The 13,886-nt window shown below is 44.1% G+C and carries 11 protein-coding genes; 6 read left to right on the forward strand and 5 right to left on the reverse strand.

Translation table 11 applies throughout. The annotated features are described in order from the left end of the window. Positions 1-537: 537 nt before the first annotated feature. Both EKM94_RS03545 and EKM94_RS03550 read right to left on the reverse strand, forming a co-directional pair. Positions 538-2,334, reverse strand: coding sequence for an ABC transporter ATP-binding protein (locus EKM94_RS03545; protein WP_225422148.1), 1,797 nt, complete (start codon positions 2,332-2,334; stop codon positions 538-540). Further along, on the reverse strand, positions 2,318-4,072 hold the full coding sequence (locus EKM94_RS03550) for an ABC transporter ATP-binding protein (protein WP_125597586.1): 1,755 nt from the start codon (positions 4,070-4,072) through the stop codon (positions 2,318-2,320). The genes EKM94_RS03545 and EKM94_RS03550 overlap by 17 nt, the downstream gene beginning before the upstream one ends. A gap of 128 nt (positions 4,073-4,200) precedes the next feature. Between EKM94_RS03550 and EKM94_RS03555 the strand changes: the two genes are divergently transcribed. Continuing rightward, complete coding sequence (locus tag EKM94_RS03555) at positions 4,201-5,031, forward strand: helix-turn-helix transcriptional regulator (RefSeq protein WP_125597589.1); 831 nt, start codon at positions 4,201-4,203, stop codon at positions 5,029-5,031. 467 nt (positions 5,032-5,498) lie between these two features. Further along, positions 5,499-6,608 (forward strand): alanine dehydrogenase, encoded by a 1,110-nt coding sequence (gene ald / locus EKM94_RS03560; RefSeq protein ID WP_125597592.1) that lies wholly within the window; start codon positions 5,499-5,501, stop codon positions 6,606-6,608. Between the two features lie 78 nt (positions 6,609-6,686). On the opposite strand, the gene EKM94_RS03565 is transcribed toward ald, so the two are convergent. Genes EKM94_RS03565 through EKM94_RS03575 form a run of 3 tightly spaced genes read right to left on the reverse strand, consistent with a single transcriptional unit; the run spans position 6,687 to position 9,532 of the window. Continuing rightward, on the reverse strand, positions 6,687-7,313 hold the full coding sequence (locus EKM94_RS03565; RefSeq protein ID WP_125597595.1) for a GyrI-like domain-containing protein: 627 nt from the start codon (positions 7,311-7,313) through the stop codon (positions 6,687-6,689). 22 nt (positions 7,314-7,335) lie between these two features. Next, positions 7,336-8,430 carry a GntR family transcriptional regulator gene (locus tag EKM94_RS03570; RefSeq protein WP_125597598.1) on the reverse strand — a complete coding sequence of 365 codons (1,095 nt, stop codon included), beginning with the start codon at positions 8,428-8,430 and terminating at the stop codon, positions 7,336-7,338. Positions 8,431-8,446: 16 nt separating this feature from the next. Then, positions 8,447-9,532 (reverse strand): LacI family DNA-binding transcriptional regulator, encoded by a 1,086-nt coding sequence (locus EKM94_RS03575; RefSeq protein ID WP_125597601.1) that lies wholly within the window; start codon positions 9,530-9,532, stop codon positions 8,447-8,449. Positions 9,533-9,743: 211 nt separating this feature from the next. Between EKM94_RS03575 and EKM94_RS03580 the strand changes: the two genes are divergently transcribed. The 4 genes from EKM94_RS03580 (at position 9,744) to EKM94_RS03595 (ending at position 13,872) form a co-directional block, all read left to right on the forward strand. Then, positions 9,744-11,321, forward strand: a complete 1,578-nt coding sequence (locus EKM94_RS03580) for an extracellular solute-binding protein (protein WP_125597604.1) — start codon at positions 9,744-9,746, stop codon at positions 11,319-11,321. 89 nt (positions 11,322-11,410) lie between these two features. After that, positions 11,411-12,319 (forward strand): ABC transporter permease, encoded by a 909-nt coding sequence (locus tag EKM94_RS03585; RefSeq protein WP_125597606.1) that lies wholly within the window; start codon positions 11,411-11,413, stop codon positions 12,317-12,319. A 16-nt stretch (positions 12,320-12,335) separates the two neighbouring features. Further along, positions 12,336-13,247, forward strand: coding sequence for a carbohydrate ABC transporter permease (locus EKM94_RS03590; protein ID WP_225422149.1), 912 nt, complete (start codon positions 12,336-12,338; stop codon positions 13,245-13,247). Positions 13,248-13,251: 4 nt separating this feature from the next. Next, a complete protein-coding gene (locus tag EKM94_RS03595) occupies positions 13,252-13,872 on the forward strand; it encodes a YesL family protein (RefSeq protein WP_125597609.1) in 621 nt (206 codons plus the stop codon). Positions 13,873-13,886 lie beyond the last annotated feature (14 nt).

Consider the following 13,886-nt stretch of genomic DNA (forward strand, 5'->3'; position numbering starts at 1 on the left):
CACGGCCGTCAATAACGTGGCGTCGAATCAATTGGACACAGCTTGCTAGTCAGCGTGAGAGCTTCAATGAATAAGATACCATGAGCGGCTGGAGCGGAGAGAATCGGGGTGAGATCGCCGTGAAATTAAATGATAGCGTGGAACACAACGGGTTGCTTTTGAGCACGACTAGCGATTTCACTGGATTGATGCAATCAATCCAGTGAAATTGCGTATCGGCGCAGAAAGCAGTTGTGTGGAACGCGTTTTTGGCGGCTCCGCCACTTAGGACAAGGCTCAGCTTTGAGATTCGCGTGGGTTTTGCGAAGCTCAAAGTGACGCCCACAGCGAGCTCATCCCGATTCTCGCAGCGCAAGCCGCGGGCAAGATAGAGACGTGCTGCGAGGTGCAGACCGCTGCGCCTTAAAGCATCTACTTGCCCAATCTGCTGCGCAGCCTAGTCAAGTAGATAAATTAATGCTCACAGCCACCCATCCTCGCGGAGCACTCTGGCAAAAAAGCCCCTGCCCAAAAAATTCAGGCAGGGGCGATGGAACTTTAGGCCTCTAAGGGCTCCAGTTTCAGCATTTCGTATTGTGATTGGTAAAGTTGGTAATAAAGTCCGTGTTGGTGCATCAGTTCATCGTGCGTGCCGTGTTCCATGATCTGGCCACCATCAATGTAGAAAATCTGGTCGCAGTTTTTGATCGTGGATAAGCGGTGGGCGATGATGAAGGAAGTGCGACCTTTCAGTAGGGCCAGCAAGCCAGATTGTAATAATTCTTCTGTCTTGGTGTCAATGCTTGAAGTGGCTTCATCCAGGATCAGGATCCGCGGATCAGCCAGTAAGACGCGGGCGAAGGCGACCAGTTGTCGTTGACCGGCAGAAAGGGTGCTCCCGCGTTCTTCGACTTTAGTTTGGTAGCCGTCTTTCAATTCGCTGATGAAATCGTCAGCGCGGACGATTTTGGCGGCGGCGACGACTTCTTCGTCGGTAGCGTCCAGCTTGCCGTAACGGATGTTATCCATGATCGTGCCGGAGAAAATAAAAGTGTCTTGCAACATGACGCCCATTTGTTTCCGGAGCGAGGACAGGGTGACATCGCGCACGTCATGATCATCGATCTTAACATCGCCCTCGTTGACATCGTAGAAGCGACTCAACAGGTTGATGATCGTGGTTTTACCAGCGCCGGTCGGACCGACTAAGGCGACGGATTGACCTTGGTCCACGTGGAAATTCACGTCGGTCAGGATATTCTTCCCAGGTTCATAGCGGAAGTAAACATGATCGAAAGTGACATGACCTTGGATCTGAGGCAGGTTCTTCGCTTGAGATTGGTCTTCGATCTCTGGCTTTTCATCTAGGGTTTCGAAGATCCGTTCCAAGTAGGCGGTGGCGGTGATCAGCGAGTTATAGAAGTTCCCAATATTGATGACGGGGTTCCAGAAGTTGTTGATATAACCGATGAAGGCGATCAGCGTCCCGGTACTAACGTCAACGCCGATATTGCGGATCCCGACGAAGTAGATCAGGCTCATGGTCAAAACGGCGATATTTTGCACGCCGGGCCAGAGCAGGAACTGGATCTTGACCGCGTGCATCCAAGAGGTCCGGTAGGCTTCGTTATCCTCGTTGAAGATGCGGAAGTTTTCCTTCTCCCGAGCGAAAGATTGGGTCACTTTGATCCCGGAAATACTTTCGTGGATATATGCGTTCAAGTTGGACTGCTTGTTACTGAGGATCTGGTAGGCTTTCCGTTGCCGATCTTGGATAAACCAGACCATGATCACCAAAACCGGGATCAAGATCAAGCTGTACCAAGTCAGACGCGCGTTGATGGCGAACATGAAGATCAAGGTGATGATCACGTTGAAAACATCGGAAATCAAGTTGACCAAACCGTTCGACAGCAGATCACTCAAGGTGTTGATGTAATTGACCACCCGAATCAAGATTTTGCCGTGGGGCCGATTATCGAAGTAGGAGAAGGACAGGCGTTGTAAATGCTGGAAAATATCCAAACGCATATCTTTCAAGACATCTTGGCCTAATTCGGTGATGTGGTAGATCCGGTAGCGCAGACACCAGCCAATGAAGAACAGTGAGGCGGTAAAGAGGCCGCCGATCAGCCATAATTGGCGATAATCCTTATTGGGGATGATCGTATCAATGGTGATTTTAGTGAAATATGGTCCTAACATCCCGGCGACATTGGCGAGAATGATCACGATCAAAATCAGGTAGATCTTGGTCATATAAGGTTTTAAATAGTGAGCTAGTCTTTTGTAATCATGCCAATTGAACTGTTTCGTCAGTTCTTCATCGACGTTTGATTTATTTCGTGTTGCCAACTTGCTCCCCCTTTTCTAAGCCCAGTTGTTTCTGGAAAACTTCATAGTATTTGCCGTGTAGCGCCATCAGTTCATCATGGGTGCCGTGTTCAACCACACGGCCTTTCTCCATTAAGAGAATCTGATCGGCGTCGCGGACAGATGAGATCCGGTTGGCGATGATGAAGGTGGTCTTCTTGGTGGTCATCTTACCTAATTCCTGTTGGATCTTGGTTTCGGTCTCCATATCAACGGCCGAAGTCGTATCGTCCAGGATCAGGATCGACGGGTCCTTGGCCAAGGCACGAGCCAGGGAGATCCGCTGTTTCTGACCGCCAGATAAACCGACGCCCCGCTCGCCAACGACGGTTTCATAACCTTCAGGCATCTTCGCGATAAAATTATCAGCGTCCGCGATCCGCGCCACTGACTGCACGTACTGTTCGTCTAAGTGCGGCCGACCGAAGGAAATATTGTCCGCGATCGTGTTTGAGAAGAGGAACACATCCTGCATGACCATAGAAATATTGTCCCGCAATTCGCGGATCGGATAATCCTTGGCGTTGCGATCATCAATCGCTACTGTGCCGCTCGTCGGATCGTAGAAACGCCCGATCAAGTTGACTAGCGTGGTTTTGCCAGAGCCGGTCTCACCAATGATGCCGACTGTTTCACCTGGTTGCGCGGTGAAATTGATGTCGGTCAAAACATGGTGTTCTGGGTCGTCAGCGAAATGGAAGCTGACGTGGTCAAATTCAACCTTGCCTTGGACCCGGACTTGGTTCTTGGCATTGCGAACTTCAATCTTGGGTTTGGCCGCCAGCATTTGCCGAATCTTGACGCAAGAAGCCAAGAAGCGCTCCACATCGTTGATCAGCCAGCCACTCATCCGCATGGGCTGATTGAGCATCCATAAGTAGCCGTTGAAGACGACCAGGTCACCCAGCGTCATTTCACCCTTGATCACCAAATAACCGCCGAAAACCAGCGCGATGACGCTTAAACTGTTGGCCACTCCATCTTGCCAAGGCAAGAAACGTTTGGAAACGTTAGCGGCGTCCATGTTGCGTTTCTTGTAATCTTCGTTATGCTCGTTGAATTTCTCGATTTCGAAATCCTCACGCACAAAAGCCTTAACGACACGATTACCACTGATGTTCTCTTCCACCATGGAATTTAGCCGCGAGAAACTCTGCCGGATTTGGAAGAAGACCGGATGTTGCGCCCGCGCCATGGCCTGAGTCAGAAAATAGATCACTGGGGTGACCGCCACTAAAGCCAGGGTCAGTTTCCAGTTGATCGTGCCCATAATAACGATCGAAACCACAAAGTAGAAGATGCATTCCAAAACTTGGTAGCTGACCCAAGAAACGAAATGGCGAATCGCGTCGGTATCCCCAGTCATACGGGTCATAATGTCACCAACACGAGTGTGATTAAAGAAGTCGAAATCCAACTCCTGCAACTTTTTGTACATATCTTGACGCAAATCGAATAGGGTGTTCTGGCCGGTTTGTTCGAATAAGATTTGATAAAGATAGCGGGTGATCGTCCGCACCAGCGTCGCTCCAATCATGACCAGCAAGAACGGCACGAGTAAACTATCCTTATTGCCGTCAATGACCTGATCGACGATTTGCCCCATAATATATGGATTGACTAAAATCAAAGCCGTACTGATCAAGAACAAGAATGTTGCGATGATCAGCTTGCGTCGGTTAACTTTGACATACTGCCAGATCCATTGAAAATTATTCATAGATTTGAATCCTCCAATCTTCAAGAGTCTATTATCAACGTTTTTTTTGAGATTGGAATGGTCAATGCTCGTCAAATTAATGTACAATGTTATACGTACACCTATATCAACTGAAAGGGGTCAATCAGATGAGTTATGCCGACGCCAAAACGTTCAATCCTGAGATTCTTTACGCCTATGATCCCTGGAATAAGGTCGCGGGTGGTTACAATTTACACAGTCACGATTTCCTGGAGATCAGCATCATGCTGGAAGGCCAAGCCCACTATTTCATCGATGAACACTGGGTCGATGTCCAAGCTGGTCAAATCATGCTGTTCAACCCGGGCGTGCAACATGCCGAACAACAACGGCCAGACACGTATTCCCACCAACTTCATTTGGGCATCAAGAACATTTCCCTCCATGGCCTCCCCCGTAATTTCCTCCCCACGAAGAAATCGCAACTAGAAATCGGTGAGTATCAATATAAGATCATTGACAAAGCTTGGCAATTGGTCGGCGAAATCGACCAACAAGACGCGGATTACCAATTGATCAGCAAGGGGATCATCATCGAGATCCTAGTTTATATCCTGCGGGGCTTAACGATCCGCGAGGAGAATTACATCAAGCCTTTCTTATCCAAGACCGAAAAAAAGCAGAATCACCTGGTGGACAGCGTGATCTACTTTTTGGAGAACCATTATACGGAAGATATTACCTTGGAGCAGCTGGCGCGGGACAATTATGTCAGCCCCGCCTACTTATCGCGGATTTTCAAAGAGGCCACGGATATGAGCCCAATCAACTACTTGATCCAGATCCGCTTAAAGAACGCCCATGCGCTGTTGAAAAATGAAACCGATACCACCGTCAAAGAAATCGCTTCGGCGGTGGGCTACGAGGATGCCTATCATTTCAGCAAGCTCTTCAAGAAATATTACGGCGTCTCACCGTCGCAGGTGGAAGATAAATAGGAACGCGCTTGAGCTGTTTGTCAAAAAAGTTTGCTACCCACGCTGGGAGGCAAACTTTTTTTGCCACAAGTTGGGCCCAGACAAGCGTGCTTGGTCGCGTGGTCTGAGACTGCCCACAGCATCGGGTTTAGCAATCGGGATACTTCGAGTCGCACGAACGCGAAAAAGCAAAGGGGGCAACTGGCTTATTAACAGTTTTTATTTTTTGTTATGGTCGCTTCTAGGATGGAATTAAAATATTTTTTTATCTGAATAATTTTTTTGAAAATATTAAAAAAATAAACAGATCTACATTTATGGAAGCGAAACCAATCGCCTGGCAGTGCCGACTTTTGTCGTGTTTGGAGCATGGGTGTTTAATCGCTGGGAAAATGATGATTAAAGCCATAATTTCATCTATCTCCAACCAAGGTCCAATTCACAGATGGGATATTTTGTGCTATTGTGGACAACAAGGAGTGATTCATATGAGAATTGGAATTCCCAAAGAAATCAAGAATAACGAAAACCGAGTTGGCATTACTCCTGCTGGCGTGCAAAATCTCGTGCAGGCCGGCCAAGAAGTCGTAGTGGAAACCAATGCGGGACACAACGCTGGTTATACCAACGCTGACTATCAAGCCGCTGGCGCGACTGTAGCAACTGCTACAGAAGCGTGGGCTGGCGATATGGTGATCAAGGTCAAGGAACCATTACCTGAGGAATATCATTTCTTCAGACCTGGCCTGATTCTTTATACTTACTTACATCTGGCGCCAAATCCTAAACTGACCGCAGCGCTATTGGAAAATGAAGTTACCGCAGTTGGGTACGAAACCATGCGAGGCAAGGATGGCGGTTTGCCAGCTTTGAATCCTATGAGCGAAGTTGCCGGACGCATGGCCGTTTTGATCGGCGCTCAATTTTTGCAAGAACAGTATGGTGGTAAAGGTGTGTTACTGAGCGGCGTTCCTGGCGTGCGCAAGAGTCACGTGACCGTGATCGGCGGCGGCACTGTCGGTCTGAACGCGGCCAAAACCGCCATGGGTCTGGGGGCTCAAGTGACGATCCTCGATATCAATCCGGCTACCTTAGCGCGGATCGACAATTTGTTCGATGGTCATATTCAGACGCTCTTCTCGAACCCCGCCAATATCGCCCATTCAGTCAAACACGCGGACGTGGTAATTGGCGCGGTCTTGATTCCAGGCGCTAAGGCACCGAAATTAGTGACCGATGAGATGGTGGCAGCGATGGAACCTGGCTCAGTCATGGTCGATATTCCAATCGATCAAGGCGGCATTTTCGAAACCAGTGACCATGCCAGCACCTTCGACGACCCAATCTACTTGAAACATGACGTGATCCAATACGCGGTCGCCAACATTCCTGGCGCCGTGCCGAAGACCGCCACTGATGCGCTGACCAGCGTCACGATTCCATACGCGCAACTGATTGCCCAACAAGGCATCTCTGAAGCTGTCAAAACTAACCCGACGATCGCTTCTGGACTCAACACCTATCGCGGCCACATTACCGCTGCCGCCGTAGCTAGTAGCCTAGAACAAGCTTATGTCGATCCCCTGACTTTGGTCTAAAACCCGATCATAAAAAATAACAAATCGACCCCGAACTTCACTTTTATCAGTGAAGTTCGGGGTCGATTTTTGCTTATTTTAAAGTGGTGCTAGGCTTACGCGCAGAATGGTCTTTCGCTTCTCCGGCGCAACTCGGCGAAAGTCAGACAAATAAATCTCTTTGTGCGCCTTACTGGTGCGCTGATAACCCGCCTGCTCAACAAATGCGCCCAAGCGCGCGAAACTAGCTGGCTCATCATCAAACGCGCCCTGGTGCAAAATCATCCCCACCAAGCCTTCATCGCGCTCAATCAAAGCCACCTGAGCCAATTCAGCTGGTGTCAACTTCTTGGCTGCCAGCGCCTGCGCCTCGGCAAAGACAGCGGCGGTTACAAAATCTGGCTGCTTGATCATGATCGTGTACAACAACTGACTTTTGTCCAACCCGACAGCCTGATAATCCGCCGGTAACGTCCAGAAACCCTCCAGTGGATAAACCCCATAATCAAACGCTCCCGGGAAATCGATCCCTTTTCGCGGCGCCATTTTGATCGTGTAACTCAACGTATACAGCGTCTGAATCGCCGCGCTGAACGCCGCATTATCGTTCGGGTCACCTTGCCCCTTGATCGCCAAGAAACGCTGCCGCGGCAACGTCACAATACTAGGCGCCTTCTTAGTTGGATAGATTTCTTTCTCGCTGGTTCGCCATGAATAGGTTGACATGGTGGATTACCTCCCTGGGGAATTAAATATGCTTGGGAAAAGACTTGCCCACGATCAATTTTGTTGGAATTGTAATTGTTGGATTTACTATTTGTTCATGATTAATTAGCTTGGTGAGTAAGCTTAGAGCTTTCTTTCCCATTTCCGTTTCATCCTGCTGGATATGTGTGAAAAATGGTATTCCGTATAGTGTCTTTGGCGCGTCAAAACAAATGATTTTTAAGTCTTCGGGAATTCGTAGATTGATTTTTTCGGCCGCGTATTTGATAGTTTCAGCCACTTCGTAATTGAGCGCGAATATTGTGTGTATGTTAGGTCGTGCCTGCAAAACGTGGACCATATTACTTACATCATTATCAGAAAAAGAATGTGGTGAGGAGTAAATATTGGAAATCCAGTTCTCTTTTGGGATTCGCAAGGATTGATCCGTGCAAAAATCTTTTATTTCCTGAATTCGTTCATGTTGAACGATATCGTCTGAGGAACCGTACATTATTGAAATGTTTTGGGGGCCATTATTCTCGAGAATATACCTCATTACAGCCTTAACAGCGCCACGATTATCAGTTTTTATTGAAAACTGTTTATCTAGATGGATGCTTAAATCAATGAAGACCAAAGGAAACTGGTCGATGACCAGTTGAACGAGTTCACTGTTTAGATACTTTGACCGAGCAGGTAACACGATTATGCCATCAACATTTTCTTTTTCGAACTTTTTTATCGTGGCCTTCTCATTTTCAACTTGGTCATGGGTAAGCGCGAATAACACTTCGTATTGATCGGAGCTGGAGTCGAGAATGGACTTGATTAGGTCGATGCCATAGTGTGGATAAAAGTCGGTAAAAATAAAACCGATTTTCTGTGGCTTAGTTTGATTCTCCTGGTTGATTAGGGCTACTTCGTCAGAATTAACGAAGCTTCCCCGGCCTTTTTGACGTGTAATAAGTCGATCATCAACTAATAATTTCATAGATTTCTCAACGGTAATCTTACTGACGGAGAACTCTTCGGTTAGTGTTGCAATGTTTGGGAGCTTGCTACCTGCTGGATAATTGCCATTTAATATCTTACTCTTCAGGGATTTGTATATTTCTAAATATAGCGGCTTACTCATTGCTAGACCTCTTTCATTATTTTATTTTTCGTACACTGCCTGAATCAACAATTTCCGTTTCGATCAATCTTTTTCGTAGCTTTGGCTCGTGGCGGTTGAGTATTTCGTTCAGTAATTCAACGCTTTCTGTAGCGATTCTTGGCTCGTTTTGTGCAAGATGGCTCGCATTTGTACTGATAAAAGATGATTCACTTGAATCAAAGGCAAACAAGGAAATGTTTTCAGGAATTAGCAGGCACAATTGTTTGATTGCTTCTTGCGCAATCCCAGCAATATGGGCGTCAAGCGCTATGACGCAAGTGGGTCTATTCGTGGTGATAGCGCGCTTCACTCGATCGACATCAATTGCTATCCGGGTAAAATCATCTTTGTAGGTACTTCGAACTATTCTGCTGATATTGTCTGATGAAATTGGTGAGTTGGTCCGCCAATATGCTTCACTGAAAGCCTCTATTCGTGTTTCGAGTGTCGTATTTTTTAAGTGCTCATATCCAAGGATTAACACATTAAAATGACCGTGATCAATTAGGAAATCGGCGCTCTTCATTGCCCCAGTATAGTGATTGGAGCCAACAAAATAAGAATCGAATCCTTTAAGCTCCCGGTCTAGAACAATGATGGGAAACTTGTTATAAATTTTTTCAATTAGAGTGGCGCTGTAGAAAGGCTGTTGTACTGGCTCGATTAATAGACCGGAACAACCAATCATTGATAGTTCGTTTATCAAATGTGTTTCCTTGCTTTGACTTTCGCCGGAGAATCGGACGATTAATTGGTACTCTAAGTGTTCGCACTCGTGAACAAGTGACTCTAATAGAATAGTACCATAACTATCAGTTATTCCTGATAAGATTAGACCAATTATTTTTGGTGATTCTTGGGCTAACACTGCTTTTTTAACAACACTTCCTATTCCTGGGGTGCGTTCAATGATTCCGTCATCTGATAGTAATCTCATTGCCTTTTGAGAAGTTATACGACTGACGCCGTATGTATCTGATATTTCCTTTTCGGTAGGCAAGAAATCCCCTATTTTGTAAGTCTGATTATTTATCTGCTTTTTTAAATCATTATATATATTAATGTACATGGGAAGCTGCATCAAAAGATCTCCTCAATAAATGATATGTAATACATGTCATTTAATTATTTAAAAAAATATCACTGAAAGCGTTGACAAAAGCTGACTATTCTATATAATCAATATTGTAAGCGATGAGGTATTGAAATAAAACCACGCAATACCATATTGCATATATATTATAATACATTATCGGCCGATTGTGTAATTTTTTAGAGGAGAAGGGCAAGAAATGAAGAAATTGTGGAAATCATTAGCTTTAGCAACTTCAGCATCTGCACTATTATTTTCTCTGTCAGCATGTGGTTCAAACGGGAATAAATCATCCGGGGATGAGAAAGACGGCAAGTCAGTTACTATTTTGACCGAAGATCATAGTGATGTTCGTCCGAAGAGTAAGGATTTATGGATGTGGAAAGAATATGAAAAAATGTCCGGCGTCAAAGTCGACTGGACTGAAGTAAAGGACTTCGGCGAAAAGAAGAATCTACTTCTTTCTAAAAAAGAACTACCAGATGCCTTTTATCAAACAATTTGGACAAACGATGAGGTTGTAAAATATGGTACTCAAGGAATCTTCCAGCCGTTGGAAAAATTAATTCCTAAGTATGCGCCAAATCTCAATAAGATTATGAAGAAGTATCCGGATGTAAAGAAAGCGATGACAACACCGGATGGTCATATCTACTCTCTACCATATCTTTCGATGGATCCGATGAGTGGTGGTCGAACATTCAGATTATACATTAACCAAAAATGGCTGGATAAGTTAGGCCTGGAAGTGCCAAAGACAACCGAGGAACTTAAGGAGGTCTTGACACAGTTCGTTACGAAAGATCCAAACGGTAATGGCAAAGCAGATGAACAGGGTTGGTATATGAACTCTGGTGAGCTGCCTAACAGCTTTGAAAAGATTATCGATGCGGCATATGGGTTAGACACCGCTGGACGTACTGCCATTGATAATATGATTTACCTTGACAATGACAAGCTACAATTAACCGTTAATTCAGATAAGATGAAAGATGTTTGGAAATACGAGAATGATTTATATAGTAATAAACTTATTTTCAAGCAAGCTTTTGCGGGCGTTGACTCAGATAAATGGGTAGCGGATGCTTCCAAGGATGTTGTTGGACTTTGGTCATGGGTTAGCCCTGAAATGATTGGTGAAGCCGTTCGTGACAATTACACGCCAATCAATATTATTGAGGGACCGAACGGTGACAAAGGACTGGTTTCTCAACCACCAATTATGGGCACATCGGCATTCATGATTACCAAAGATGCAAAGGATCCTAAGGAATTGCTGAAATGGGTCGACTACTTCTACAGTGAAGAAGGATCTGAGTTTGGATTCTTGGGTAAAGAAGGCGTGACCTATCATGTTGTCGATGGGAAAAAGGTTTATGTTGATAAAATTCTCAATTACGATAAAGGCGCGCAACTGGGTTCTTATCAATATATGAATAACGTTTATGCTGGTTTCTTCCCATATCTTGAATTACCTCAAAAGACAAAAGAAGAAGCTTGGGGTGAAAAACCAATTGAATATACGGATTTCACTGATGCGGATGTGCCAAAACAGTTGTTACCAGATTTCATGTCTACACCTGAGGAATCAAGTGAAATTTCAACTATTATGACTGATATGAGAAATTACGTTGAACAGGCACGGGTTAAATTTGTTACTGGTAAATGGAATTTTACAACAGACTGGGATAATTATGTAACGCAGTTGAATAAGATTGGTGCCGATAGACTACTAAAAATTCGTCGTACACAATATGCTCGATATCAAAAGAATTAACCACGATTAACTATTAGACGAAGCCTGAGGTGGAACAGTACCTCGGGCTTTAGTTTTCTGTAGGATGTCTAAATACGGGAGATTTTGAGATGACTAAATCAAGATGGAAATATTTCAAGCAACATAAGTGGCTTTACCTCATGCTTGCGGTGCCGATTATCTTTGTACTGATTTGGAATTATTGGCCAATGTATGGGGTCGTTATTGCATTCAAAGACTATTCACCAGCTTTTGGTATTCTTGGTAGTCCCTGGGTTGGATTAAAGCATTTTAAGAGATTTTTCCACTCATATTTCTTTGGAAATGTCATGATAAATACATTACGGGTCAGCATTTACAGCTTGCTTGTTTCAATCCCATTACCAATTATCTTGGCGCTAATGTTCAATGAGATTCGGATAAAATGGTTCAAATCTACGGCGCAGACAATTTCATATATTCCAAACTTTATTTCTGTTGTTGTCATCGTGGGAATGATTAATTTCTTCTTTGGAACACAAAATGGGGCAATTAATACGTTACTAAGTGCGGTAGGCCTAAAACAGATTGATTTCTTAGGATCACCTGCTTGGTTTCCGCATCTGTATGTTTGGTCAGGTATATGGCAGGGTGTTGGTTGGGGAACATTAATTTATACTGCGGCGATGTCGGGAATACCGCAGGACCAGTATGAGGCAGCATATCTTGAAGGTGCGACTAGACTGCAATGCATTAAGAATATTACCATTCCAGCCATAATGCCAACAATTGTGATCTCAGCAATCCTTGCAACGGGTGGGATTATGGCAGTGGGATTTGACAAAACCTATCTTCTTCAAAACGCATCGAACTTATCGACTTCTGAAGTTTTATCAACATACACATACAAAGTTGGTATTATCAATGGCGAGTATAGCTTTTCTGCGGCCGTTGGTCTTTTCAACAATATTATTAACTTTATTATGCTATTCGTTGTAAACAAGTTTGCACAGAAAGTCGGAGAAACAAGTTTGTGGTAAAGGATGGTATTGATAAATGGCCAAACAATCAGCTATGCGCTATACGAGAACGAAAGGTGATAAAGTATTTGATGTTGTAAATGGTGTCCTAATAACCATATTTACACTGATTGTTCTTTACCCACTCATTTTCGTTATTAACGCGTCGTTCAGTGACCCTACGAGAATTTATGAAGTGCCATTACTACTCTGGCCAAGGGGCTTTAACTGGCGTGGTTATACTGAAATATTAAAAGATAAGGATATATTGATCGGTTTTAAAAATGCCGTCGTGTACACGGCATTGGGGACGGTTATCAATTTAGTTGTCACAACGCTTGGCGCGTACCCCCTATCTAGAAAAGAACTAAAAGGTAAAGGGTTCTTCACACTATTTTTTACGGTTACTATGTTCTTTAGTGGTGGATTGATTCCAACTTATTTAGTCAATCAGCAATTAGGAATCATCAACACAATTTGGGTTATGATTCTTCCTGGAGCGCTTGGTGTCTACAATATGATTTTAATGCGCACTTATTTTCAACAGAACATACCTAATGAACTGGTTGAGAGTGCGTATATTGATGGTGCGAACGATATGCAACTTCTGTGGAAAGTGGTTCTACCATTATCCACACCAATTATTGCTGTTATGGCGATGTTTTATGGGGTTGGGCGCTGGAATGACTACTTCAATGCCATGATTTATTTACAGGATCGATCCAAGTTCCCACTCCAGCTGATTTTACGAGAGATTTTGATTCAGGGGAAATTTGGTGATTCGGCAAATCAGACGTTACAAGGTAGTGCTCAAGCCGAATTGATGATGATTAAGCTAACGCTGAAATATAGTGTTGTTATTATTTCAAGTTTACCAGTTTTACTATTTTATCCAGTAGTAGCAAAGTATTTTGAAAAAGGGATTCTAGTTGGAGCTATTAAGGGGTAATAACATGAATGTCAATAAGATGTACCAAATTATCGAAAGCATTTATTACATGATGAAGCTCAATGTTTTGTGGATAATCTACGTTTTAAGAGGTGGCGTTATCTTTGGCGTAATCCCTTCAACACTTGCTCTATGTTCCTGCCTAAGAAATGAGATTCGCCACAACAATTCGGACAAACTTTCGGTTGAGTATAAAATCGAGTACAACAAGGTGTTTAAGGAAAGCCTATCTTTGCTTGTCCCGTTCGCTGGAATAGTATTGTTGCTCTTATTCGAGGAGGCGTTGTTGAACGGGATTGGCACAACTAGTCTTGTCTTGGAAATCCTAATTAAGGTGTTTAGAGCTATCATCGTGATGACAGTCGTTTTCTTCTTTCCGACATATGTTCATTTCGAGCTACACGGCATTAAGATTTTTCTACAGCCGTTTCTTTTGCTATTTATTTGTCCGGTTCAAGTGCTTTTATGCATTGTTGTGATTGCAATTGCGGCCACGTTATACTTCATTAACCCATTACTTGTTATCTTTTTAGGTGTAGGATTTCCGATGTACGCAATCATGCATATGATGATAAAGAAATTCGATAAGATGCAAGCTAATATTCCATACATGAAAGAGGTATAGAGTCCTGTAGCCGC

The sequence above is a fragment of the Lapidilactobacillus achengensis genome, assembly GCF_003946655.1.
Lineage (GTDB): Bacteria > Bacillota > Bacilli > Lactobacillales > Lactobacillaceae > Lapidilactobacillus > Lapidilactobacillus achengensis.